General features: G+C 58.3%; 27 protein-coding genes. 11 read left to right on the top strand and 16 right to left on the bottom strand.

Annotated features, from left to right (window positions below):
* Nucleotides 1–106: 106 nt before the first annotated feature.
* Nucleotides 107–478 (bottom strand): helix-turn-helix domain-containing protein, encoded by a 372-nt coding sequence (locus tag ABLU73_RS22110; protein WP_004206475.1) that lies wholly within the window; start codon nt 476–478, stop codon nt 107–109.
* Between the two features lie 90 nt (nt 479–568).
* Here ABLU73_RS22110 and ABLU73_RS22105 point away from each other — a divergent pair, with 90 nt between their 5' ends.
* The 4 genes from ABLU73_RS22105 (at nt 569) to ytfE (ending at nt 4,112) form a co-directional block, all read left to right on the top strand.
* Entirely contained in the window at nt 569–1,417 is an 849-nt protein-coding gene (locus ABLU73_RS22105; RefSeq protein WP_048294053.1) for an SDR family oxidoreductase, read from the top strand.
* Between the two features lie 78 nt (nt 1,418–1,495).
* Nucleotides 1,496–2,320, top strand: coding sequence for an AraC family transcriptional regulator (locus ABLU73_RS22100; RefSeq protein ID WP_048294052.1), 825 nt, complete (start codon nt 1,496–1,498; stop codon nt 2,318–2,320).
* A 75-nt stretch (nt 2,321–2,395) separates the two neighbouring features.
* Nucleotides 2,396–3,367: a DMT family transporter gene (locus ABLU73_RS22095; RefSeq protein ID WP_263078615.1), complete on the top strand. Its 972-nt coding sequence runs from the start codon at nt 2,396–2,398 to the stop codon at nt 3,365–3,367.
* A gap of 82 nt (nt 3,368–3,449) precedes the next feature.
* Nucleotides 3,450–4,112, top strand: coding sequence for an iron-sulfur cluster repair protein YtfE (gene ytfE / locus ABLU73_RS22090; protein WP_004206471.1), 663 nt, complete (start codon nt 3,450–3,452; stop codon nt 4,110–4,112).
* Between the two features lie 104 nt (nt 4,113–4,216).
* Here the strand turns inward: ytfE and cycA are convergent, their stop codons facing one another.
* Nucleotides 4,217–5,620 (bottom strand): D-serine/D-alanine/glycine transporter, encoded by a 1,404-nt coding sequence (gene cycA, locus ABLU73_RS22085; RefSeq protein WP_004206470.1) that lies wholly within the window; start codon nt 5,618–5,620, stop codon nt 4,217–4,219.
* 305 nt (nt 5,621–5,925) lie between these two features.
* Complete coding sequence (gene fklB, locus ABLU73_RS22080; RefSeq protein WP_002886687.1) at nt 5,926–6,546, bottom strand: FKBP-type peptidyl-prolyl cis-trans isomerase; 621 nt, start codon at nt 6,544–6,546, stop codon at nt 5,926–5,928.
* Between the two features lie 219 nt (nt 6,547–6,765).
* Here fklB and ABLU73_RS22075 point away from each other — a divergent pair, with 219 nt between their 5' ends.
* Nucleotides 6,766–7,440, top strand: a complete 675-nt coding sequence (locus ABLU73_RS22075; RefSeq protein ID WP_004206465.1) for a LysM-like peptidoglycan-binding domain-containing protein — start codon at nt 6,766–6,768, stop codon at nt 7,438–7,440.
* A gap of 108 nt (nt 7,441–7,548) precedes the next feature.
* On the opposite strand, the gene rplI is transcribed toward ABLU73_RS22075, so the two are convergent.
* Genes rplI through rpsF form a run of 4 tightly spaced genes read right to left on the bottom strand, consistent with a single transcriptional unit; the run spans nt 7,549 to nt 8,987 of the window.
* Nucleotides 7,549–7,998, bottom strand: coding sequence for a 50S ribosomal protein L9 (gene rplI, locus ABLU73_RS22070; protein ID WP_004206464.1), 450 nt, complete (start codon nt 7,996–7,998; stop codon nt 7,549–7,551).
* 41 nt (nt 7,999–8,039) lie between these two features.
* Nucleotides 8,040–8,267 (bottom strand): 30S ribosomal protein S18, encoded by a 228-nt coding sequence (gene rpsR / locus ABLU73_RS22065; RefSeq protein WP_000135199.1) that lies wholly within the window; start codon nt 8,265–8,267, stop codon nt 8,040–8,042.
* 4 nt (nt 8,268–8,271) lie between these two features.
* The gene (priB, locus tag ABLU73_RS22060) at nt 8,272–8,586 is read right to left on the bottom strand and encodes a primosomal replication protein N (protein WP_002885722.1); all 315 of its coding nucleotides are present in this window, start codon (nt 8,584–8,586) and stop codon (nt 8,272–8,274) included.
* 5 nt (nt 8,587–8,591) lie between these two features.
* A complete protein-coding gene (rpsF, locus tag ABLU73_RS22055; RefSeq protein ID WP_002885691.1) occupies nt 8,592–8,987 on the bottom strand; it encodes a 30S ribosomal protein S6 in 396 nt (131 codons plus the stop codon).
* 341 nt (nt 8,988–9,328) lie between these two features.
* Here rpsF and ABLU73_RS22050 point away from each other — a divergent pair, with 341 nt between their 5' ends.
* Nucleotides 9,329–9,604, top strand: coding sequence for a DUF1471 domain-containing protein (locus ABLU73_RS22050; RefSeq protein ID WP_004206463.1), 276 nt, complete (start codon nt 9,329–9,331; stop codon nt 9,602–9,604).
* Between the two features lie 149 nt (nt 9,605–9,753).
* The gene (locus ABLU73_RS22045) at nt 9,754–10,947 is read left to right on the top strand and encodes an MFS transporter (RefSeq protein WP_064187975.1); all 1,194 of its coding nucleotides are present in this window, start codon (nt 9,754–9,756) and stop codon (nt 10,945–10,947) included.
* A 63-nt stretch (nt 10,948–11,010) separates the two neighbouring features.
* Here the strand turns inward: ABLU73_RS22045 and ABLU73_RS22040 are convergent, their stop codons facing one another.
* From ABLU73_RS22040 to ulaA, 6 genes are read right to left on the bottom strand one after another with little or no spacing between them, the layout of a single operon-like run.
* Nucleotides 11,011–11,697, bottom strand: a complete 687-nt coding sequence (locus ABLU73_RS22040; RefSeq protein ID WP_200927641.1) for an L-ribulose-5-phosphate 4-epimerase — start codon at nt 11,695–11,697, stop codon at nt 11,011–11,013.
* On the bottom strand, nt 11,697–12,551 hold the full coding sequence (locus ABLU73_RS22035) for an L-ribulose-5-phosphate 3-epimerase (RefSeq protein ID WP_017900591.1): 855 nt from the start codon (nt 12,549–12,551) through the stop codon (nt 11,697–11,699). Before ABLU73_RS22035 ends, ABLU73_RS22040 begins: the two co-directional genes overlap by 1 nt.
* Nucleotides 12,552–12,560: 9 nt before the next feature.
* On the bottom strand, nt 12,561–13,211 hold the full coding sequence (gene ulaD / locus ABLU73_RS22030; protein ID WP_008807179.1) for a 3-keto-L-gulonate-6-phosphate decarboxylase UlaD: 651 nt from the start codon (nt 13,209–13,211) through the stop codon (nt 12,561–12,563).
* A 13-nt stretch (nt 13,212–13,224) separates the two neighbouring features.
* The gene (ulaC, locus tag ABLU73_RS22025; protein WP_002885683.1) at nt 13,225–13,692 is read right to left on the bottom strand and encodes a PTS ascorbate transporter subunit IIA; all 468 of its coding nucleotides are present in this window, start codon (nt 13,690–13,692) and stop codon (nt 13,225–13,227) included.
* 9 nt (nt 13,693–13,701) lie between these two features.
* The gene (gene ulaB, locus ABLU73_RS22020; RefSeq protein ID WP_002885682.1) at nt 13,702–14,007 is read right to left on the bottom strand and encodes a PTS ascorbate transporter subunit IIB; all 306 of its coding nucleotides are present in this window, start codon (nt 14,005–14,007) and stop codon (nt 13,702–13,704) included.
* A gap of 12 nt (nt 14,008–14,019) precedes the next feature.
* On the bottom strand, nt 14,020–15,420 hold the full coding sequence (gene ulaA / locus ABLU73_RS22015) for a PTS ascorbate transporter subunit IIC (protein WP_017900593.1): 1,401 nt from the start codon (nt 15,418–15,420) through the stop codon (nt 14,020–14,022).
* A gap of 363 nt (nt 15,421–15,783) precedes the next feature.
* Here ulaA and ulaG point away from each other — a divergent pair, with 363 nt between their 5' ends.
* Nucleotides 15,784–16,848 carry an L-ascorbate 6-phosphate lactonase gene (gene ulaG, locus ABLU73_RS22010; RefSeq protein WP_049003758.1) on the top strand — a complete coding sequence of 355 codons (1,065 nt, stop codon included), beginning with the start codon at nt 15,784–15,786 and terminating at the stop codon, nt 16,846–16,848.
* Nucleotides 16,849–16,955: 107 nt separating this feature from the next.
* Nucleotides 16,956–17,711, top strand: coding sequence for an HTH-type transcriptional regulator UlaR (gene ulaR / locus ABLU73_RS22005; protein ID WP_004206453.1), 756 nt, complete (start codon nt 16,956–16,958; stop codon nt 17,709–17,711).
* On the opposite strand, the gene yjfP is transcribed toward ulaR, so the two are convergent.
* Nucleotides 17,708–18,424, bottom strand: coding sequence for an esterase (gene yjfP, locus ABLU73_RS22000; protein ID WP_264924164.1), 717 nt, complete (start codon nt 18,422–18,424; stop codon nt 17,708–17,710). The two genes, ulaR and yjfP, sit on opposite strands and share 4 nt — an antisense overlap.
* Nucleotides 18,425–18,633: 209 nt before the next feature.
* Here yjfP and bsmA point away from each other — a divergent pair, with 209 nt between their 5' ends.
* Nucleotides 18,634–18,942: a biofilm peroxide resistance protein BsmA gene (gene bsmA, locus ABLU73_RS21995; protein ID WP_004206451.1), complete on the top strand. Its 309-nt coding sequence runs from the start codon at nt 18,634–18,636 to the stop codon at nt 18,940–18,942.
* A 137-nt stretch (nt 18,943–19,079) separates the two neighbouring features.
* Nucleotides 19,080–19,355 (top strand): DUF1471 family protease activator YjfN, encoded by a 276-nt coding sequence (yjfN, locus tag ABLU73_RS21990; RefSeq protein WP_004206450.1) that lies wholly within the window; start codon nt 19,080–19,082, stop codon nt 19,353–19,355.
* On the opposite strand, the gene ABLU73_RS21985 is transcribed toward yjfN, so the two are convergent.
* Nucleotides 19,346–20,983, bottom strand: a complete 1,638-nt coding sequence (locus tag ABLU73_RS21985; RefSeq protein WP_023319565.1) for an isovaleryl-CoA dehydrogenase — start codon at nt 20,981–20,983, stop codon at nt 19,346–19,348. The two genes, yjfN and ABLU73_RS21985, sit on opposite strands and share 10 nt — an antisense overlap.
* Nucleotides 20,984–21,107: 124 nt before the next feature.
* On the bottom strand, nt 21,108–21,839 hold the full coding sequence (gene rlmB, locus ABLU73_RS21980) for a 23S rRNA (guanosine(2251)-2'-O)-methyltransferase RlmB (RefSeq protein ID WP_002885669.1): 732 nt from the start codon (nt 21,837–21,839) through the stop codon (nt 21,108–21,110).
* Between the last annotated feature and the right edge of the window lie 68 nt (nt 21,840–21,907).

Raw genomic sequence — 21,907 nt, 5'->3', positions numbered from 1 at the left:
CTACAAACCGGAGCTGACGGGTAGCCCGGATAAGGCGCCAGCCGCTATCCGGGAATATCTCCCCGGTGGCGCTGCGCTTACCGGGGCTACAGGGAGTGATACATTTTCACTCCTCGTGGCTAGCCAGCACCGCCGGCAGATTAACCTCGATCCAGTCCGCCAGGGCCGCCACCTTCTCGCTCACCTGCAGGCCGAGCGGCGTCAGGCTATATTCAACGTGCGGCGGCACCACCGGATAAGAGACGCGGTCGATAAAACCATCCTGCTCCAGGGCCTGCAGCGACTGCGCCAGCATCTTTTCGCTGACCCCGCCCATTTTGCGCCGCAGATCGCTGAAGCGATGGGTTCCTTCGCGCAGCGCCACCAGAATCAACACGCCCCAGCGGCTGGTGACATGTTTAAGCACATCGCGCGACGGGCACTGTTCCGCAAACAAATTGCCATTGCGCAGTTTCTCGCTCAGCGTCGGTTCGGCCATTTTCACACTTACCTTTTTGTACGTACTTACTAAAAGTTAGTTAAGGTGTTAGCTTACCACAACTGCCACTAAACACGAAGGAGAAGACTAATGATCGCTCTTACCGGTGCCACCGGCCAGCTTGGCCACTACGTTCTGCAAGACCTGCTTAAAACCGTCCCTGCCGGCCAGATTGTGGCGATTGTCCGCAACCCGGCCAAAGCCCAGACTCTCAGCCAGCAGGGCGTTGTCGTCCGCCAGGCCGACTATAGCGACGAAGCGGCGCTGACCGCCGCGCTGCAGGGCGTGGATAAACTGCTGTTAATCTCCTCCAGCGAAGTCGGCCAGCGCGCCGTACAGCACCGCAACGTCATCAACGCCGCCAAAGCCGCTGGGGTGAAGTTCATCGCCTACACCAGCCTGCTGCACGCCGACACTTCGCCGCTGGGCCTGGCCGCAGAGCATATTGCAACTGAGCAGATGCTGGCCGACTCGGGTATCGCTTACGCCCTGCTGCGTAACGGCTGGTATACTGAAAACTATCTGGCCAGCGCGCCGCCGGCGCTGGAGCACGGCGTGTTTATCGGCGCCGCCGGCGAAGGTAAAATTGCCTCCGCTACCCGCGCAGATTATGCCGCCGCGGCCGCCCGCGTTATCGCCGGTGAAGGCCATGCAGGGAAAGTTTATGAACTGGCGGGTGATAACGCCTGGACGCTGAGCGACCTGGCTGCTGAGCTGAGCAAGCAAAGCGGTAAAAACGTGGTCTACCAAAATCTCAGCGAAGCCGACTTCGCCGCCGCGCTGAAAAGCGTCGGCCTGCCGGCGGGTCTGGCCGATATGCTGGCAGACTCCGACGTCGGCGCCTCGAAAGGCGGGCTGTTTGACGACAGCCGCACCCTGAGTACGTTGATCGGCCGTCCGACCACCTCCCTTGCCGAAAGCGTGAAAGGCATTCTGTAACCGCCCCTCTCAGCTTTTGCGGTTGCGTCCCGGCGGTTCCTCTCTCATATTGAAGAGATTAATCGTCGGGAGGCAGGCATGCAGGGCGTACCACCCCAATTTAGTGATGAAAAAGATCGCGCGCGCTTTCGCCATCTCGAACAGCTGCCCGGGGTAGAGCTTTACCACGCCCATATCTCCCGCTACGCCTTTGAACCCCATACCCACGAAGCTTTCGGCATTGGCGTGATTGAGCAGGGCGCCGAGCGCTTTCGCTACCGCGGCAGTCAGCACATCGCCGCCGCCAATGCCATTGTCACCATGAATCCCGACGAGCTGCACACCGGCGAAGCGGAAACCGCCGACGGCTGGCGCTACCGGATGATTTATCTGGAGCCCGACCGTCTGGAAGCCATCACCGGGGTGCGCGACTGGTGGTTCAGCGAGGTGGTTCGCGAGGATCCCCTGCGGTCCCGGCGGATTGGCCAGCTGATTTACGGTCTGTGGCACAGCGAAGATGCGCTGGCCCAGCAGGGAATGCTGCTCGACCTCATCGACGCCTTCCGCCCTCTGGCCCACCATGCCTCGGCGCAGGGTGAGGCCGGGCATCGCTTCGACCGCGTGCGCGACTACCTGCATGATAACTATATGCGCCCCATCACCCTCGACGAGCTGGCGCAGGTGGCGGCGCTGAGCCCGTACCACTTTCAGCGCCAGTTTAAAGCCCACTACCACGTAACGCCCCATCAGATGCTGATGGCCATCCGCCTGTGGCGCGCCAAAGCATTTCTCACCCACGGCATGCCCGCCGCCGAAGTGGCGATAGCCGTCGGCCTCACCGACCAGTCTCACCTGACCCGCACCTTCACCCAGCGTTACGGCATTACGCCGGTACGCTATCAGAAGCAGGTCGCCAGGCGCTGATGCGCAATCTCATACAATATTCCCGCCCGGCCTCCTTCTACACTGCAGACAACCGTGATGACAATGGATGCAATGATGATTAGTGGTGTGTTGTACGCCCTGCTGGCGGGGCTGATGTGGGGTTTAATTTTCGTCGGGCCTTTGCTGGTGCCAGAGTATCCGGCGATGCTGCAGTCGATGGGACGCTATCTGGCCCTTGGTCTGATCGCCCTGCCGCTGGCATGGCTCGGGCGCGCGCGTTTGCGCCAGCTGAGCCGGAACGACTGGTGGACCGCGCTGGGTCTGACGATGATGGGAAATCTTATCTATTACGTCTGCCTGGCCAGCGCCATTCAGCGTACCGGGGCGCCGGTCTCCACCATGATTATCGGCACGCTGCCGGTGGTATTGCCGGTCTTCGCCAATCTGCTTTACAGCCAGCGCGACGGAAAGCTGCCATGGCGGCGCTTGTTTCCGGCGCTGGTCTGCATCGCCGTCGGCCTGATCTGCGTTAACGTCGCGGAACTGCGCCAGGGGCTGCCTGATTTTAGCCCGTGGCGCTACGGCTCCGGCATTGCGCTGGCGCTGGGGTCGGTGATCTGCTGGGCCTGGTATGCCCTGCGCAACGCCCGCTGGCTTCGGGAGAACCCGCATCAACCGCCGATGATGTGGGCTACCGCTCAGGCGCTGGTGACGCTTCCGGTTTCGCTGGCCGGCTATCTCGCCGCCTGCGCCTGGCTGCACGGTCAGCAGGCCGGCTTCCCCCTGCCCTTCGGCCCGCGCCCGGCGGTGTTTATTACGCTGATGCTGGCCATCGCGGTGCTCTGCTCATGGGTCGGCGCGCTGTGCTGGAATATTGCCAGTCAACGATTACCGACGGTGATCCTCGGGCCCCTTATCGTTTTCGAAACCCTGGCCGGGCTTCTGTATACCTTTCTGTTGCGGCAAAGTTTACCGCCGCTGCTGACCCTGAGCGGTATCCTGCTGCTGGTGCTCGGCGTGGTCTCCGCCGTCCGCGCCAGGCCGGAAAAACCAACGTTGCAACCGCTGACGAACGAAAAAAAGTAGCCGGGCCCTATTAAGGGGTATTCCCTCGCCAAAAAGATGTATTTAAAATACATCTTATATTCCTGATGACGAGGTAACTGCTATGGCTTTCCGTGACCAACCTTTAGGCGAGCTGGCGCTGACCATCCCGCGCGCCTCCGCCCTGTTCCGTCAATACGATATGGATTACTGCTGCGGCGGCAAACAGACGCTGGCGCGCGCCGCATCGCGCAAAGCGCTGGATGTCGCGGTGATTGAGGCCGAGCTGGAGAAACTGGCCGGGGAGCCTATCACCCGCGACTGGCGCGCGGCGCCTCTGGCGGAGATCATCGACCATATCATCGTTCGCTATCATGACCGGCACCGCGAACAGCTGCCGGAGCTGATCCTGCAAGCCACCAAGGTTGAACGGGTCCACGCCGATAAACCGAATGTGCCGAAAGGGCTGACGAAGTACCTGACCATGCTGCAGCAGGAGCTCTCCAGCCACATGATGAAAGAGGAGCAGATCCTGTTTCCGATGATCAAACAGGGGATGGGCGCCCAGGCCGGGGGCCCGATCGGCGTAATGGAAAGCGAGCATGATGAAGCGGGCGAACTGCTCGAGGTAATCAAACATATCACCCATAACGTGACGCCGCCGCCGGAAGCCTGCACCACCTGGAAGGCAATGTATAACGGTATCAACGAGATGATCGACGATCTGATGGAGCATATCAGTCTGGAAAATAACGTGCTGTTCCCGCGTGCGCTCGCCGGTCAGTAAAGAAAAAGGCGCCCGCAGGCGCCCTCGACATTGTCCGTCTTATTTGGCCACTTTGAGTGGCCTTTTTTATGACGATCCGTTGCAAGCAACGTTAAAATTTTCGTTTATTTCGCCAGACGTTTTTTGCCGGCAAACAGCCAGCCCGCACCCAGCAGAACAAACCACAGCGGGGTGACCATCAGCGCTTCACGGGTATCATCTTCGAGGGTCAACAGCACCAGTACGAAGACGAAGAAGGCCATGCACACCCAGCACATTAATTTGCCCAGCGGCATCTTATACTTGGACTTCTCGTGCAGCTGCGGACGCTTTTTACGATAGACCAGGTAAGAGCAAAGGATAATCGTCCAGACGAACATGAACAGGATCGCCGACACCGTGGTGATCATGGTGAACGCGGCGATCACGCTCGGGTTGACCATCAGCATCACCACACCGCCCAGCAGGCACATGCAGGAGAAGGTTAAGCCCTTCGCCGGCACCGCACGCTTCGACAGCTTGGCGAACATCTTCGGCGCCTGACCATCCTGCGCCAGACCGAACAGCATACGGCTGGTGGAGAAGACGCCGCTGTTGGCTGAGGAGGCTGCGGAAGTCAGCACCACGAAGTTAATCAGGCTCGCCGCCGCCGGCAGACCGACCAGCACGAACAGCTCAACGAACGGGCTCTTGCTCGGCACCACGGAGCTCCACGGCGTCACCGACATAATCACAATCAATGCGAAGACGTAGAACATAATGATACGCAGCGGGATGGAGTTAATCGCCCGCGGCAGGGATTTTTCCGGGTCTTTGGTCTCAGCCGCAGTGGTACCGACCAGCTCAATCCCCACGAAGGCGAATACCGCAATCTGGAAGCCGGCGAAGAAGCCGCTCAGCCCTTTAGGGAACCAGCCGCCGTCATTCCACAGATGCGCGAAAGAGGCTTCGACGCCGGTCGGCGATTTAAAATGCATCATGACCATCACCAGGCCGACCACGATCAGCGCCACGATGGCGACGATTTTGATCATCGCGAACCAGAACTCCATTTCGCCAAACATTTTGACGGTGGCAAGGTTCAGGCCCAGCAGCAGCAGGATCACCGCCAGCGACGCGACCCAGTCGGAGAGTCCGGGAAACCAGAACTGCGCGTAGGCGGTGATCGCCACCACGTCCGCCATCCCCGTCACCACCCAGCAGAACCAATAGGTCCAGCCGGTAAAGTAGCCCGCCCAGGGGCCCAGCAGATCGGCCGCGAAGTCGCTGAAGGATTTATATTCGAGGTTCGACAGCAGTAATTCGCCCATGGCTCGCATAACGAAAAACAGCATAAAACCGATAATCATATAAACAAAAATAATGGATGGCCCGGCAAGGCTGATGGTTTTGCCAGAACCCATAAATAATCCAGTGCCGATCGCCCCGCCAATTGCAATCAGCTGAATATGTCGGTTTGTGAGATTTCGCCGTAGCGATTGTTCAGTCGGCTCCTGCTCGATAGCAGCGACTTTAACCTGATCTACCATGTGATTTCTTCCTGTTGTACCTGTCTGTGTTGTTCAGGCTCTGATGGCCTGTCGTCTGTCATTAACCCCAGCAAGGGCTAGTCGATATTAGGTAAGAATCGGAGGGATGAATACTATGATTTAGATATAATGTTAATTTTATGTTTAAAGTGAGTGTTATATCACTCATCTAACGCGAAATAGCTCACAAAAATACACCCATATGCGATGAATGCAAAACATAATTCCAATTAATTTTTAACTTAAGGATTTTACGCTATTCTTGTGGCTTCCCCCGCCGCTGGGGAAGAGGAAGCCTCTGCTGTTTAGATAATATCCAGCAGTTCAACTTCGAAGATCAGGGTGCTGAACGGAGGGATCGACGCGCCAGCGCCGCGCTCGCCGTAGGCCAGGTTGTGCGGGATGGTCAGTTCCCATTTGGAACCTACCGGCATCAGGGTCAGCGCTTCAATCCAGCCGCCGATTACGCCGGTCACCGGGAACTCTGCCGGTTCGCCGCGGGCGACGGAGCTGTCGAAGACGGTGCCGTCGATCAGTTTACCGGTGTAATGCACGCGTACGCGGTCGGTACGGGCCGGGATCGGGCCTTCGCCCTGGGTCAGCACGCGGAACTGCAGGCCGGACTCGGTGCTGTTCACACCCTCTTTCTCGCGGTTTTCATCAAGGTACTTCTGGCCGTCAGCGGCCATCGCCTGGAAACGCTCGCGACGCACGGCGTCGGCGCGCTCGTGGATTTCACGCAGCGCACGGTGGACGGCTTCTACCGGCACCTGCGGCTGGTTACCTTCCAGCGCATCGGCGATACCCGCCACCAACGCTTCCGGCAGCAGCCCCTGCAGGCCGGATTCGCTCAGCTGTTGTCCAACCTGCAAGCCGATACCGTAACTTGCCTGCGCTTCGATAGTGTCAAAAGTTGGGGTTGCCATCTTTGTTCCTTTTTTGGGTGATAAACATCAAGAGAAAAGCGTCCGGAAGCATAACAGCCATAGCGAAATGGGTAAAACTTTGTCGGCGGATGATGACAAATCTCAGCGAAAAAGAAACAATAGGCGGCATCAGGTTAACTTCACTTTGTTCCGGTCATCAGGACGTTAGCCATCTATACTCATATGCAGGATAAAAATATGCGGAGCAGGAGGAAAGCCATGCCCGGGCGCTTTGAACTGACATCTACCCTGGCGAAAATCTGGCACGCCCCGGATCATTTTCGCCTCCTGGACCCACTGCCCCCGATGCACCGCCGGGGAATTATCGCTGGCTTCCTGTTGGTTATCATCGGCATTCTGCTTCCCTCAGACGATAGCCAAAACCCGGCGTCCGCCAGCCGTGAAGCAAACCTGAATCTGCAGTCGCAGTCCCAGCCGCAAGCTGGCGGCAATCAGGCTGTTCCCCTGCCGCCGATCACCAATACGCCTACCGTGAGCGATGCCGACCAGATGGCACCGGTCGCCCCGGAGCCGATTCAGGATGAGCAACCGGACCAGGCGCAAACGCAGCAGCCCGCCGCCTCCCAGCCCTATCAATCCTCATCGCAGCAGTCCGCGCCGGGCATTGAGCAACAGTGGCGAACCTATCGCATCGAGTCAGGCAAAACCCTGGCCCAGCTGTTCCGCGATCATGGGCTGCCGGCCACCGACGTCTACGCCATGGCGCAGGTTGAAGGCGCTGGTAAACCATTAAGCACGTTGCAGAGCGGACAGACGGTGCAGATTCGGCAGAACGCCAACGGCGTGGTCACCGGGCTCACTATTGATACCGGCAATGGTCAGCAGGTGCTGTTTACCCGCCAGTCGAATGGCAGTTTTGTGCGTGCGCGCTAGCAGAGAAGACGACAGCGAGCGTTACGCCGCCGCAAAATGAAGGGCTCTGGAAAGCAAAACGCCGGCACAAGGCCGGCGGTTTGTTGTTACCAGAACGTCAGATGCCGATTACTCAGCAACCACGTTGATGATAACTTTAGCGAATACTTCGCTGTGAACCTGGAAGTCCACTTCGTGCTCGCCAACGTTACGCAGAACGCCGTTCGGCAGGCGAACTTCGCTCTTAGCAACTTTAACGCCTGCTGCAGTGACAGCGTCGGCGATGTCGCGAGTACCGATGGAACCGAACAGTTTACCTTCGTCGCCAGCTTTAGACGCGATGGTTACGGATTCCAGGGCGTTGATCTGCGCAGCACGAGCTTCAGCAGCTGCCAGAACGTCAGCCAGTTTGGCTTCCAGTTCAGCGCGACGCGCTTCGAAGAATTCAACGTTTTTCTTGGTAGCAGGAACAGCTTTACCCTGCGGGACCAGGAAGTTACGAGCATAGCCCGCTTTAACGTTAACCTGATCACCCAGGCTACCCAGGTTTGCTACTTTATCAAGCAGAATAACTTGCATTACCTTATCCTCTCAAAGTCGTATTAATGGACCGTGACCGATTACTGATGACGATCAGTGTACGGCAGCAGGGACAGGTAGCGAGCGCGTTTGATAGCGCGTGCCAGCTGACGCTGATATTTTGCACGGGTACCGGTGATACGGCTCGGGACAATCTTACCGCTTTCGGTGATGTAGTTTTTCAGCGTAGCGATATCTTTATAGTCGATCTCTTGAACGCCTTCCGCGGTGAAACGGCAGAACTTGCGACGACGGAAATAACGTGCCATATGGCTAGTCTCCAGAATCTATCAATTCAATCTGCTCGGCATGCAGAACCATTTTGCTCAAGCCGTTCTTTGCCTTATGGCAAGAGATGAACCCTCGAACGGTTACTGCGCTACCGACCGTTATACTGTGAGTAATGGCCTGGTTCTCGTGACCGCTAATAATAACGGGCATCTGACACCATGCCTGCCGGTGAAAACCGGCTTCCTCCTGCACTGAACGATGCTCAAGCACGAACTGGCAGTGAGGAATTCCTGACGGGCTGACCTTACGAAGTGGAGTCCTGCAAATAATGCCGGACAGCTCCAGACGGTTGGTCATCAGGATTACTCTTCAGAATCCCCAGCTTCAGAATCATCTGCGGTTTCGTTGGCGAAATCTTCGCGACGCTCACGGCGCTCGTCTTTCGCTTTAACCATCGGAGATGCTTCGGTAACAGCGTGCTTAGTACGCATTACCATGCTGCGGATAACGGCGTCGTTGAAGCGGAAGTTAGTTTCCAGCTCATCGATCGCTTCCTGCGGCGCTTCAACGTTCATCAGAACGTAGTGAGCTTTGTGCAGTTTGTTGATCGGATAAGCCAGCTGACGGCGGCCCCAGTCTTCCAGACGGTGGATCGTACCTGCTGCTGCAGTGATTGCACCAGTGTAACGTTCGATCATGCCCGGAACCTGTTCGCTCTGGTCAGGATGGACCATAAAAACGATTTCGTAATGACGCATCGAATTGCTCCTTACGGATTATTCAGCCTCCTGTCTGGGTCAGCCGCGGCCCATGGAGGCAAGGAACGTGTTAAAGGGCGGCTGAAAAATTGACGCGTCATTCTAATGGCGGCCCCCCAGGAACACAAGCGCATTTGCACAAATAATTCGCACTATGCGTCAAGTTGCGCTAAGTGGGTGATTTAAAATTAACCAGCAAAGGAAGCGGCATTTTTTTGAACAACTGCATCAGAAAAGGTCGCCATTCGACGAACGCGCAGCGATTACACTTATATCAAAGCCCAACGACCACAGGAGAGCCCCCGAGTCAGCGTCAGGACTGTCAGTCAGGAGCGTAGTATATGAAACTGAAAATCATCGCCATGATGGCTGCGCTTTTCTTCAGCGCCAACGCGCTGGCAGCTATCCAAATCACCGAACGACAGGCCCGCAACATGGACGACGTGCAGAGCCTCGGCGTTATCTATATCAATCATAATATGGCCACTGAGCACGAGGCTGAACAGGCCCTTAGCCAGCTGAGCGATGCGCAGGGGGCGAAATACTTCCAGCCCATCCTGATGCATGAACCAGAAACCAACGGCCCGCTTCGCGCCAGCGCGGTGATATACCGCTAACGCCGGGCCCATTCTTCGCCTCTCCTCGCGAGGGGCGAAGCGAAACCCTCACCTAAACGCAATTGAGAATTATTTTATAAACCGACTTATCAGCGTCATTGCAACCTGATTTAATCATCAGTCTGTTTTTTGATAATCAGGAGTAATGGATGGTTCCGCGTTTCGCCACCTTAGGCCGTATTCCCAAAGGCGTTTGGGTGCTCGGCGGCGTCAGCCTGCTGATGGATGTGTCGTCCGAGATGATCCACAGTCTCTTACCGCTGTTTATGGCCACCACCCTCGGCGCCAGCGTGATCATTATCGGTCTTATCGAGGGGCTGGCGGAAGCCACCGCCCTGATCCTGAAAGTCTTCTCCGGCGCGATCAGCGACTACGTCGGCAAGCGCAAAGGGCTGGCGCTGCTGGGCTACGGCCTGGGCGCGCTCAGCAAGCCGCTGTTTGCCATCGCCCCGACCGCCGGCATGGTGTTTAGCGCCCGCATGATAGACCGCGTAGGCAAAGGCATTCGCGGCGCGCCGCGAGACGCGCTGGTCGCCGACGTCACCCCACCGGAGATCCGCGGCGCTGCCTACGGGCTGCGTCAGGCGCTGGATACCATTGGCGCCTTTCTCGGCCCGCTGCTGGCTGTGCTGCTGATGTTTCTCTGGGCCAACGATTTTCACGCCATATTCTGGGTGGCGGTTATTCCCGCCGTGCTCTCCATTCTCCTGCTGGGTTTTGGTCTGCAGGAGCCAAAATCCGCCATCGGTCATAAACGCAGTAATCCGCTGAAGCGCGAAAATCTGCAAAAGCTCTCCGCCGCCTACTGGTGGGTGGTCGCCATCGGTAGCATCTTCACCCTTGCCCGCTTCAGCGAAGCCTTTCTGGTGCTGCGCGCCCAGCAGATGGAGATCCCGCTGTTTACTATTCCGCTGGTGATGGTGGCGATGAACCTCGTCTACAGCGTTACGGCCTACCCGTTCGGCAAGCTCTCTGACAGCATGAGCCACAGCAAACTGCTGCAGTGGGGTCTGCTGGTGCTGATCCTCGCCGATATCGTGCTGGCCCTCAGCGGCCACTGGAGCACGCTGCTGGTCGGGGTCGCGCTATGGGGAATTCACATGGGGATGACCCAAGGGCTGTTGGCGGCGATGGTCGCCCATACGGCGCCGCAGGAGCTACGCGGCACGGCGTTCGGTATGTTCAACCTGATGAGCGGCCTGGCGCTGTTGCTGGCCAGTACCTGCGCCGGAGTGCTGTGGGAAACCTTCGGCGCCGCTTCGACGTTTTACGCTGGCGCGATAATTTGCGTGGTCACGCTCATCGGCATGCGCGCTATGCCGTCAGTTTATCGTCAGGGCTAAAAAACGGCTCCGGGGTCAGACCAGTTGTTTCACCGTGACGGTGAAAGCCCCGGAGCGCGTCGTTTACTTCTGCCCGTAGTAGGCGTTCGGCCCGTGTTTACGCAGAAAATGTTTTTCCATCAGCCAGCTGTCAATCGGCTGCAGCCGCGGATTAATGCCGCGGGCAATCCACGCCATGCGCGCCACCTCTTCCATCACCACCGCATTGTGCACCGCCTCGTGGGCGTCTTTCCCCCAGGAGAACGGCCCGTGCTGATAGACGACGATCCCCGGCGTATGCAACGGGTTTGCCTCGCCCAGCGTTTCGATAATCACCTTCCCGGTGTTCAGCTCGTAGCCCTCATCCACCTCCTGCGCGCTAAGCGCCCGGGTGCAAGGGATATCGCCGAAGAAATAGTCCGCATGAGTGGTGCCGAGCGCCGGGATCGCCAGCCCCGCCTGCGCCCAGGCGGTAGCGTGCGTCGAGTGGGTATGCACCACCCCGCCAAGGCCGGGATAACGGCGATAGAGCGCCAGATGGGTAGCGGTATCAGAGGAGGGACGCCAGCGTCCTTCCACCACGTTGCCCTGCAGATCGACCACCGTCATGTCATCGACGGTCATGGCGTCGTAGACCACGCCGCTGGGTTTGATCGCCACCAGCCCGCGCTGCCGGTCAATCGCGCTGACATTGCCCCAGGTGAAGGTCACCAGGCCGTAGCGCGGCAGATCCATATTGGCCTCGAACACCTGCTGTTTCAGTTGTTGCATTACGCCGCCTCCATCAGCCCGGCGCGGGCCATCCGCGCTTTCACCCAGTCGCGCGCCTTCGCCACTTCCGCTAGCGGATCCGCGCTGCTTTCACTCCACATCTCAATCAGATACGGGCCGCAGTAGCCGGTCTGTTTGAGGGTTGCGAAGCAGCGTTCAAAATCGACGACCCCTTCGCCGAACGGCACGTTTTTAAAGACGCCGGGCCGGGTATCTTTGACGTGCACCGCCACGATGTGCCCCATGCCGGCCTGCAGCTCCATCTGGACGTCGTTATCCCACGCCGACAGATTGCCGATATCGGGATAAAGCTGGAACCACGGATTATTCAGGTAATGGGCGTAGCCCAGCGCTTTGCTGATCGAGTTCATCAACGGGTAGTCCATAATCTCCATCGCCAGGGTTACCTGGGCCCGGCTGGCCATCTCGACGCTCTCTTTCAGGCCATCGCGAAAGCGGCGCCGCGTCTCATCGTTCGCCTGCTGGTAATAGACGTCGTAACCTGCCAGCTGGATCACCCGGATCCCGACATCCTGCGCCAGCTGGATGGCTTTGCGCATGATTTCCAGCCCCTGAAGACGCACCGCGTCATCTTCGCTGCCCAGTGGAAAACGGCGATGGGCGCTCAGGCACATCGATGGCACCCGGACGCCGGTTTCGGCCACCGCCTTGACCAGCGCCAGACGCTGCTCCGGGCTCCAGTCCAGCCGCGCAAGGCGAGCGTCCGTTTCATCGAGGGACATTTCCACAAAATCAAAGCCCAGCGCTTTCGCCAGCTTTAGCCGCTCCAGCCAGCACTCCCCGGCGGGGAGCGCTTTTTCATAGATGCCGAGCGGAATTTGTTTCGCCAACATAGCCGCTCCTTAACCCCACAGCTGGGCGATAGAGCGTTTAAACTGGCGCGCCGCTTCCACCGGCGAAGCGGCATCGCGGATGCTGCGCCCGGCAATAAAGACGTGGATGGGGATGCCAGCGAACAGCGGCAGGTCCTCCAGCGCCAGGCCGCCGGTGACGGTCACTTTGAAGCCCATATCGGACAGACGCTTAATTGCGCTGATATCCGCCTCGCTCCACGCCACGCCCGCCGCCTGCGCGTCGCGGCTGCGGTGATAAACCACCTGCTGGATGCCCGCCTCGCGCCATGCCTGCGCCTGCTCCCAGGTCCAGAAGCCGGTTAGCTCGATCTGAACGTCGCCGTTGAACTCTTTGGCGACATCCAGCGCCCCTTTGGCGGTATTGATATCGGCGCAGCAGATCACCGTGACCCAGTCGGCGTTGGCTTCAAAGCACATTCGCGACAAAATCTTGCCGGCGTCGGCGATTTTGGCGTCCGCCAGCACAATTTTATGCGGGTACAGCGCTTTCAGATCGCGCACCGCACGCACCCCTTCGCCGACGCAAAGGATGGTGCCGACTTCAATGATATCCACCTCTTCGGCGATCAGGCGGGTGGTCTCGTAGGCGCTGGCCAGCGTTTGGTTGTCCAGTGCGACCTGTAACATAGGTAATGACATGATAGTGTTCCTTTTAAACAGCCGCTGCGGTGGCGTTTTTAATTAAATCCAGCACTTCCTGCTCGCTGCGACAGGCGCGTAAACGGTCGAAATTGGCTTCATCATCAAACAGGTTAACGATCTGCATGATGCCCACTTCCTGGTGGGTGGTGGCGTCAACCGCCGCCATGGTGATCAGGATGTCGACCGGGTCGTTATCTTCGTGGTTGAAAATTAGCGGTTTCTTTAGCGTGACCAGCGCAAAGCCGGTTTTTTTGACGCCCTCTTCCGGCCGCCCGTGCGGCATGGCTAATCCCGGAGCGATCACAAAATAGGGGCCGTGCTGCGCGACGCCGTCGAGGATTGCCTGGTAGTAGCGCGGTTCCACGACGTCGGCGGCCACCAGCAGATCGACGCCGATTTTTACCGCCTCCTGCCAGGTTTCCGCTTCCGCCTGCAGGCGGATGGAGTGGTTCTGCGCCAGCGATTCATGAAGTTTCATGGCCGCTCCTTATTTCACGTCCTGCGGGAAGTGAGCTTTAATCACCTCCAGCAGCTTGGGACCGAAATCCGCTGGCGAAAGCATGTTACGCACGCCCACCACATGTTTATTACCGGAGACGGTAATCTCCCCCGCGATATGGGTTGAAGCGATGATGATATCCGCGCCGTTCAGCTCGCTTTTGTATTCACCTACCGCGCAGCTGTTTACCGTGTGGTCGATGTTGGATTGCGTCAGAAACTGGTCCACCTTCATTTTCATGATCATGGAACTGCCTTGCCCGTTACCACACACAGCCAGAATACGTACGGTCATAATCAGAACTCCTTATTGGGCAGAGGCCTCTGCCAGTTTTTTTTCCGCGTCCTCCTCGGCGCGCAGCGCGCGGCCGGCGAAGAACATATAAGCCAGTGCAATCAGGATGATGACGGCCATAAACGCCAGCCCGACGGAGGCGAAGCCCTGCATCATCGGCGGCGCCAGAATCGACCAGTCCGCCATCCCCATCCAGGCGCTCATGCCGGTGAGTTTCACCGCCCATACGCAACCGAATATTTCAATCATGCCCATCACCAGGCAGATTTTGAGCGCCGCGCGCCAGCCGCCAAAGTGGTTGGCAAAAACGCCAATCGTCGCGTTGGAGAAGAACATAGGGATAAAACCAGGAATAATCAGAATCGGGGAGCCGACGCCGACCAGAATGCCGACGGCAATCAGCTGACCGATGGTGCCCCACATAAAGCCCCAGACCACCGCATTCGGCGCGAAGCTATAGATAGCGGCGCAGTCGATCGCCAGCACCGCCCCGGGGATCAGACGCAGCGAGATACCGTTGAAGGCTTCGGACAGCTCGGCGACGAACATCCGCACGCCCTGAGTGATGATGAAAATCGCCACCGCGAAGGAGAAACCGGTCTGCAGGATATAGACCGTCCAGTGGGTTTTACCCGCCATCGCCTGCACCACGTCAATGCCGAAAGAGAGCAGGATCGCACCGAAGAAGATAGTCATCACAATCGCGGTGGAAACAATGTTGTCGTGGAAGATGTTCAGCCAGCCAGGCAGCTTGAGGTCTTCGACGCTCTCCTCTTTTTTCCCCAGCCAGGGCGCCACTTTGTAGGCAATCCACGAGGCGAACTGCTGCTGGTGCCCGATAGAAAAACCGCAGCCGTCGGTGACCAGCTGAGTAGGCTTGTACATCATATTGGAGGTAATGCCCCAGTAGAGTGACACCAACACCGCGGTGCAGATGATGGTGGTCCACATGGAGTAGCCGAAAATAAAGAACGAGACCGCAATCAGCCCCGCCTGCTGAAACATGATATGGCCCGTCAGCATGATGGTGCGGATGCCGGTAATCCGGCGCAGCAGGACGTAACAGATATTCAGCGCCAGCGCCAGCAGCACCGCGTAGCCCACCCAGCTATACGCCTCGCCCATCCGGTCGATGGTCGCCATCATCGAGGCATAGGTGTCAGAGATGGCGCCGTTAATGCCGTACACCTCTGACATTTTCGCCACCACCGGTTTAAAGGTGCTGGTGAGGATACCGGAGCCGGCTTGTAACAGCATGAAACCGATAATGGTTTTGATGGTGCCTTTGATAATCACGCTGACGCTTTTACGCAGCAGGATATAGCCCAGGCAGGTCACGATACCCAGCAGCAGCGGGGCATTAGTCATCACCTGATTAAAGAAAACGGTAAAGATGTTGTAGAGGATTGCCATAACACACTCCCGATGGTGAAGGCGCTGAACGCGCCTTACGCTCAGCATTTCTCGCTGCTCACTCTAATAATCAAAAGTAATCACAACAAGATTAAATTTGATTAAATGTGACGCACACCGCAATAATCCTTTCCTTCACTCAGGTTATTTCCATTCATTTATAATGAAACATAAATAAACATTTTAAATCATATAGATAAAACAAAAACCAAGGCACGTAAGCTGTGAAAAAGACGGGAGATTATGCGTATCAGATCGCAAAAGGGGTGGAAAACATGATTGCAATCCTGGAAGCACAGTGACAATATAAATCAAAACCAATCAAATAATGATTACTTTTGAAAATGCACGAGGAAGACCGCGATGAGTAAAGTACAGACCATCACCCGTGAATCATGGATCCTGAACACCTTTCCGGAATGGGGTAGCTGGCTGAATGAAGAGATTGAGCAGGAGCAGGTTGCGCCCGGCACCTTCGCCATGTGGTGGCTGGGCTGTACCGGCATCTGGTTGAAATCCGAAGGCGGCGCCAACGTCTGCGTCGATTTCTGGTGCGGCACCGGCAAGCAGAGCCACGGCAATCCACTGATGAAAACCGGCCATCAGATGCAGCGGATGGCAGGGGTGAAGAAGCTCCAGCCCAATCTGCGCACCACCCCGTTCGTGCTCGATCCATTCGCCATTCGCCAGATTGACGCGGTCCTCGCGACCCACGATCACAACGATCATATTGACGTCAACGTCGCCGCCGCCGTCATGCAGAACTGCCCGGCCGATGTGCCGTTTATCGGCCCGAAAACCTGCGTCGATATGTGGATCGGCTGGGGCGTGCCGAAAGCGCGCTGTATCGTCATGAAGCCCGGCGATGTCGTGAAGATTAAGGACATTGAGATCCACGCGCTCGACGCGTTCGACCGTACCGCGCTGATCACCCTCCCGGCGGATCAAATAGCCGCCGGCGTGCTGCCGGACGGGATGGACCAGCGCGCGGTCAACTATCTGTTTAAAACACCGGGCGGCAACCTGTACCACAGCGGCGATTCCCACTACTCCAACTACTACGCGAAACACGGCAACGAGCATCAGATTGACGTCGCCCTCGGCTCGTATGGCGAGAACCCGCGCGGGATCACCGACAAAATGACCAGCGCCGATATCCTGCGTATGGCGGAGTCGCTCAACGCGAAGGTGGTGATCCCGTTCCACCATGATATCTGGTCGAACTTTCAGGCCGATCCGCAGGAGATCCGCGTCCTGTGGGAGATGAAAAAAGATCGTCTGAAGTACGGCTTCAAGCCGTTTATCTGGCAGGTCGGCGGCAAATTTACCTGGCCGCTGGATAAAGACAATTTCGAATATCACTACCCGCGCGGCTTCGATGACTGCTTTACCATTGAGCCGGACCTGCCGTTCAAATCCTTCCTGTAAGCCGCCTCCGGCAGGCACTGCCTGCCGGAAATACCCCGCCGCAGGGTTAGTATTTTCACATGATTTCAAATATCATCTTTGCCGTTCACTTTTAATCGGATTCGCTCATGACGGAAGCGCAAAGGCACCAAATTCTGCTGGATCTGCTCGCCCAAACGGGGTTTGTTACCGTAGAGCAGGTGATGTCGCGGCTCGGGATCTCACCCGCAACGGCCCGACGTGATATCAACAAGCTGGATGAAAGCGGCAAACTGAAAAAGGTACGCAATGGCGCGGAAGCCATTAGCGAGCAGCGCCCCCGCTGGACGCCGATGAATATCCACCAGGCGCAGAATCTGGATGAAAAAGTGCGTATTGCGCGCGCCGCTTCGCAACTGATCGCGCCGGGTGAGAGCATCGTCATCAACTGCGGCTCCACCGCCTTTCTGCTGGGGCGTGAACTGTGCGGCAAACCGGTGCAGATCATCACTAACTATCTGCCGCTGGCCAACTACCTGATCGACCAGGAACACGACAGCGTGATTATCATGGGCGGGCAGTACAACCGCAGCCACGCCATCACCCTCAGCCCCCACGGCAGTGAAAACAGCCTCTATGCCGGGCACTGGATGTTCACCAGCGGCAAAGGGTTAACCGCCGAGGGGTTATACAAAACAGATATGTTGACCGCCATGGCCGAGCAGAAAATGCTCAGCGTGGTCGGCAAGCTGGCGGTGCTGGTCGACAGCAGCAAGATCGGCGAGCGCGCCGGAATGCTATTCAGCCAGGCCGGGCAAATTGACGTGGTGATCACCGGCAAACAGGCCGATGCCGCGATCCTCAAGCAGCTTGAGGACCAGGGCGTCAGCGTGATCCGCGTTTAAAGATGCTGCTGAAAAAAGGCGACCGTCGTGGCCAGCGCCTCCGGGGTGATGCGATGGCGGACGCCTTTCTGCCAGACGCAGGTCAGCCTGGCGGCAAGGTCGCTCTGCCTGAGCGCTTGCTCAAGACGGAAGGTCTCTTCCGGCGGCACCACGTCGTCGGCATCGCCATGCCAGAGCAACAGCGGCCGCCGGGCGAGCGACGCCAGCTGATGGCTGACATCCCATTCGCTGAGGCTGTCGCCATCAAAGCCAGGCGAGGGAAACAGGGTTTGCGACAGCGAACGAAAATAGCCTGCTCCCATCAGGCAGGCGACGCTGTTCAGCTCGGGATGGTGCGTCATGATACCCAGGGCCGTCATTCCCCCCATCGACGCCCCCGCCACCGCCAGTCGCTCTCCTTCCAGCCAGCCTTCGGCGATAATCGCCTCGCGCAGCGCGGGAAACTCGCTGAAATTCTGCTGCAAGATCGGCCAGAAGCGCTGCATCCGCCCGGTCTCATCACCGTGATAGCGCGCGCCATGCTCCGGCGCGTCCGGCATAATCACCCGGAAACCCGCCAGGGCCAGCGCCACCGCAAAGTAGCTGTAAACCAGTTTCGACGAGGTAAAGCCATGATAAAAGACGATACAGGGCAGTGGCTTGTCCAGACTCTCCTGCGGGCAGGCATGCAAAATTTCGCCACCGCCGAGGTTGCGCATTTCTAGTGCAATCATTTATCGTCTCCCTTCTCTATTGTGGTTAGGCGGCATGGGAAAATGCATTCACCAGGCAACCCAGTTTGCTACGATTCATAATGTTGAGAACCCGGTTACGCTTTCACAACATTTTCATTCGAAAATCGCGTCAGAGATAACAGTTCGGGAACATTCCCCGGAAATCCTGTTAAGGCTACCACTACACTATCACTATCAGGAAACGAGATATGGTTATGCGCAGGTTGTCTCCGTGGTTACTGGCTATCGTCCTCAGCGGGTGTAGTGCTCTGCAGGGAACGCCGGAAGCCCCGCCGCCCGCCACCGACCATCCGCAGGAGATCCAGCGCAACCAGACGGCTGGCCTGCAGAAAATGGCCACGGTGAGCGTACTGATGTACGGTTCGCCGATGGATGTCGAAGCGGCGCTGAAGGCCAAAGCAGAAGCGGCCAAAGCCGATTACTACGTCATCATCATGATCGATGACACCATGGTACCCGGCCAGTGGTATTCGCAGGCGATCCTCTATCGTCGATGACGAGGCGGCGTCTTTAAATCTGCTTTACACAGCTTTGCGTCCATTCACGTTCTCCTGTGCATAATAACGTTCGGCCAGCCACCTGGCAGGACGTTAGCAACGGACTGCCCTTGGGACTACGTGAAATGGAGCTGACGATGAAACGATCTTTTACCCTATCCAGCCTGCTGTTAACCACTGCGACGGCCAACACGTCCGCGCAGTCAGCCGAATTCGCCAGCGCGGATTGCGTTACCGGCCTGAATGAAATCGGTCTGATCTCCGTCGCTAATCTTTCCGGCAGCCAACAGGATGTGGAGCACGCCATTGCCCGCAAAGCGGACGAGCAAGGCGCCTCCTGGTATCGCATTATTCAGATGTACGAGGAACAACAGCCGGACAGCTGGCGCGTGCAGGCCATTCTCTACGCCTGAGGCGCCTGGCGCCCCCGCCCCATGGCCCGCAGCAGCAGGTCGTCGAGGGTCGGCGCGTCAAGACGTATGCCGCCGCGCGTGTCGAGCATCATCCGGCACCAGGCTTCGGCCAGCGGCGGCGAAGCGAAACGCAGCATCTGCGCCCCCGCCCCCAGACGATAGACCAGCCGGGCAATCTCTCTGCCCTGCTCTTCGGCGGGGCGTTTCAGCAATTGCTGCAGCTGACGCCATGCGCGGTCGAGATGGCGGTTCTGTCCTTTCACCTCCGCACACTCCGCGGCCAGCAGCTCCATCGCCGCCGGCTGCTTGCTCAGCACCCGCATCACATCGAGGCACATAATATTGCCGGAGCCTTCCCAGATGCTATTGACCGGCATCTCGCGATACAACCGCGGCAACTCACTCTCCTCGCAATAGCCGATCCCTCCCAGGACTTCCATCGCCTCAGCGACAAACGGGATACCGGCCTTGCAGATGGCAAACTTGGCCGCAGGCGTAAACAGACGCGCCCAGGCACTTTCCCGGGCATCATCCCGACGGTCCCAGGCTCGCGCCAGACGAAACAGAAACGCGGTCTGTCCTTCAAGACGGAGCGCCATTTGCCCCAGCAGCTGGCGCATCATCGGCTGATCGACCAGATTTTTACCGAACGCCTGACGCTGTAGCGCATGATACAGCGCTACGGAGAAGGCCCGGCGCATCAGGGCATGGCTGCCCAGCGCGCAGTCAAAGCGGGTGAGACCGCCCATCCTGAGGATCTGCCGCACGCCATCGCCCTCGTCACCCACCAGCCAGCCGCAGGCGTCATAAAACTCCACTTCGCTACTGGCGTTGGAGCGGTTGCCGAGCTTCTCTTTTAAGCGCTCCAGACGCACCCCGTTGCGCTGCCCGTCGGGCAGCAGGCGCGGCACAAAGAAGCACGACAGACCCGCAGGCGCCTGGGCCAGCACCAGGTGCGCATCGCTCTGCGGCACCGAAAAAAACCATTTGTGTCCCACCAGCCGGTAAAACCCTTCCGCTGTTTTCTCCGCGCGGGTGGTATTGCTCAGCACATCGGAGCCCCCTTGCTTCTCGGTCATCCCCATGCCAATCAGCAGACCGCGCTTCTGGTCGCCCGGCGCGAGGTGGGGATCGTAACGGTCGCTCAGCAGCGGCGACAGCCAGTCGCCAAAAGGCGCGGGCAGGGCGCGCTGCAGCAGGGGCGTCGCGGCGAAAGTCATGGTAATCGGGCACAGCGTTCCGGCCTCTACCTGGGCGTGAAGCAGAAAGCGAGCGGCGCGCGCGACAAACGCGCCTTCACGGGCATCCTCCTGCCAGGCGAGATTATGCACCCGGTTCGCGCACAGCCCCTGCATCAGCAGGTGCCAGGCGGGGTGGAAGCGAACGTCGTCCAGTCGGGCGCCGGTGGCGTCATAGCGCAGCAGCTCCGGCGGGTTGCTGTTGGCCAGGCGTCCCAGCTCCAGCGATTCTGCGGTCCCCAGCTGCTGGCCAATGCTGGCGAGCAGATCGCCATCCCAGCCGGCGCCTTCGCGGACCACCGCTTCACGTAGGGCGGTATCGGACAGGAACAGATTGCTGTTATTCAGCGGGGTCGGTTGATTAAAAACGGTGTGGGTTTGCCAGTGCATCGTGTCTCCCTCCATCAATGGCGATAAGCCTAAGTATGGTTATCCGGGGGGATACTCGCCCGCGAGAGCGGTCACAAAAAAGCCATCACGAAGGATGGCTTTTCAGTTTCGTCAGCGGGTCAGCTTAGCTGCGCTGGCGTACCGCCTCAAACAGGCAGATGCCGGTGGCCACCGAGACGTTCAGCGAGGAGACGCTGCCCGCCATCGGAATGCTGATCAGCTCATCGCAGTGCTCGCGGGTCAGGCGGCGCATGCCTTCGCCTTCCGCGCCCATCACCAGCGCCATCGGCCCGGTCATTTTGCTCTGGAACAGCGTATGGTCGGCTTCACCTGCGGTTCCAACGATCCAGACGTTCTCCTCCTGCAACAGACGCATGGTGCGCGCCAGGTTGGTGACACGGATCAGCGGGACGTTCTCCGCCGCGCCGCAGGCCACTTTCTTCGCCGTCGCATTCAGCTGCGCGGAACGATCTTTTGGCACAATCACCGCGTGCACGCCGGCAGCATCGGCGCTGCGCAGGCAGGCGCCGAGGTTATGCGGATCGGTCACACCGTCAAGGATCAACAGGAACGGCTGATCGAGCTGCGCCAGCAGATCCGGCAGATCATTCTCCTGATACTGACGCCCCGGCTTCACGCGGGCAATGATCCCCTGGTGTACCGCGCCTTCGCTCTTCTCATCGAGAAACTGGCGGTTGGCCAGCTGAATCACCACGCCCTGCGCTTCCAGAGCGTGGATCAGCGGCAGCAGGCGCTTATCCTCACGGCCTTTCAGAATATAAACTTCCTGAAAACGCTCAGGTGCGCGCTCCAGCAGTGCCTGCACCGCATGGATGCCGTAAATCATTTCACTCATTGATGTACTCGTTTTAGGTTCTGTTATCCGCCCTTCACCCCGTCCTGCGTCAGCAGACTTCAGGATGA

It is taken from the genome of Klebsiella sp. GG_Kp175, from assembly GCF_040062325.1.
Classification (GTDB): domain Bacteria; phylum Pseudomonadota; class Gammaproteobacteria; order Enterobacterales; family Enterobacteriaceae; genus Klebsiella; species Klebsiella quasipneumoniae.
The sequence above is the reverse complement of the archived record's forward strand: the minus strand, read 5'-3'. Positions and strand labels throughout refer to the sequence as shown.

Excerpts from the sequence above, each read along its gene's own strand:
- ABLU73_RS22110 (WP_004206475.1), bottom strand. The coding sequence starts at position 478 with ATGGCCGAACCGACGCTGAGCGAGAAACTGCGCAATGGCAATTTGTTT.
- ABLU73_RS22105 (WP_048294053.1), top strand. The coding sequence starts at position 569 with ATGATCGCTCTTACCGGTGCCACCGGCCAGCTTGGCCACTACGTTCTG.
- ABLU73_RS22100 (WP_048294052.1), top strand. The coding sequence starts at position 1,496 with ATGCAGGGCGTACCACCCCAATTTAGTGATGAAAAAGATCGCGCGCGC.
- ABLU73_RS22095 (WP_263078615.1), top strand. The coding sequence starts at position 2,396 with ATGATTAGTGGTGTGTTGTACGCCCTGCTGGCGGGGCTGATGTGGGGT.
- ytfE (WP_004206471.1), top strand. The coding sequence starts at position 3,450 with ATGGCTTTCCGTGACCAACCTTTAGGCGAGCTGGCGCTGACCATCCCG.
- cycA (WP_004206470.1), bottom strand. The coding sequence starts at position 5,620 with ATGGTAGATCAGGTTAAAGTCGCTGCTATCGAGCAGGAGCCGACTGAA.
- fklB (WP_002886687.1), bottom strand. The coding sequence starts at position 6,546 with ATGGCAACCCCAACTTTTGACACTATCGAAGCGCAGGCAAGTTACGGT.
- ABLU73_RS22075 (WP_004206465.1), top strand. The coding sequence starts at position 6,766 with ATGCCCGGGCGCTTTGAACTGACATCTACCCTGGCGAAAATCTGGCAC.
- rplI (WP_004206464.1), bottom strand. The coding sequence starts at position 7,998 with ATGCAAGTTATTCTGCTTGATAAAGTAGCAAACCTGGGTAGCCTGGGT.
- rpsR (WP_000135199.1), bottom strand. The coding sequence starts at position 8,267 with ATGGCACGTTATTTCCGTCGTCGCAAGTTCTGCCGTTTCACCGCGGAA.
- priB (WP_002885722.1), bottom strand. The coding sequence starts at position 8,586 with ATGACCAACCGTCTGGAGCTGTCCGGCATTATTTGCAGGACTCCACTT.
- rpsF (WP_002885691.1), bottom strand. The coding sequence starts at position 8,987 with ATGCGTCATTACGAAATCGTTTTTATGGTCCATCCTGACCAGAGCGAA.
- ABLU73_RS22050 (WP_004206463.1), top strand. The coding sequence starts at position 9,329 with ATGAAACTGAAAATCATCGCCATGATGGCTGCGCTTTTCTTCAGCGCC.
- ABLU73_RS22045 (WP_064187975.1), top strand. The coding sequence starts at position 9,754 with ATGGTTCCGCGTTTCGCCACCTTAGGCCGTATTCCCAAAGGCGTTTGG.
- ABLU73_RS22040 (WP_200927641.1), bottom strand. The coding sequence starts at position 11,697 with ATGCAACAACTGAAACAGCAGGTGTTCGAGGCCAATATGGATCTGCCG.
- ABLU73_RS22035 (WP_017900591.1), bottom strand. The coding sequence starts at position 12,551 with ATGTTGGCGAAACAAATTCCGCTCGGCATCTATGAAAAAGCGCTCCCC.
- ulaD (WP_008807179.1), bottom strand. The coding sequence starts at position 13,211 with ATGTCATTACCTATGTTACAGGTCGCACTGGACAACCAAACGCTGGCC.
- ulaC (WP_002885683.1), bottom strand. The coding sequence starts at position 13,692 with ATGAAACTTCATGAATCGCTGGCGCAGAACCACTCCATCCGCCTGCAG.
- ulaB (WP_002885682.1), bottom strand. The coding sequence starts at position 14,007 with ATGACCGTACGTATTCTGGCTGTGTGTGGTAACGGGCAAGGCAGTTCC.
- ulaA (WP_017900593.1), bottom strand. The coding sequence starts at position 15,420 with ATGGCAATCCTCTACAACATCTTTACCGTTTTCTTTAATCAGGTGATG.
- ulaG (WP_049003758.1), top strand. The coding sequence starts at position 15,784 with ATGAGTAAAGTACAGACCATCACCCGTGAATCATGGATCCTGAACACC.
- ulaR (WP_004206453.1), top strand. The coding sequence starts at position 16,956 with ATGACGGAAGCGCAAAGGCACCAAATTCTGCTGGATCTGCTCGCCCAA.
- yjfP (WP_264924164.1), bottom strand. The coding sequence starts at position 18,424 with ATGATTGCACTAGAAATGCGCAACCTCGGCGGTGGCGAAATTTTGCAT.
- bsmA (WP_004206451.1), top strand. The coding sequence starts at position 18,634 with ATGGTTATGCGCAGGTTGTCTCCGTGGTTACTGGCTATCGTCCTCAGC.
- yjfN (WP_004206450.1), top strand. The coding sequence starts at position 19,080 with ATGAAACGATCTTTTACCCTATCCAGCCTGCTGTTAACCACTGCGACG.
- ABLU73_RS21985 (WP_023319565.1), bottom strand. The coding sequence starts at position 20,983 with ATGCACTGGCAAACCCACACCGTTTTTAATCAACCGACCCCGCTGAAT.
- rlmB (WP_002885669.1), bottom strand. The coding sequence starts at position 21,839 with ATGAGTGAAATGATTTACGGCATCCATGCGGTGCAGGCACTGCTGGAG.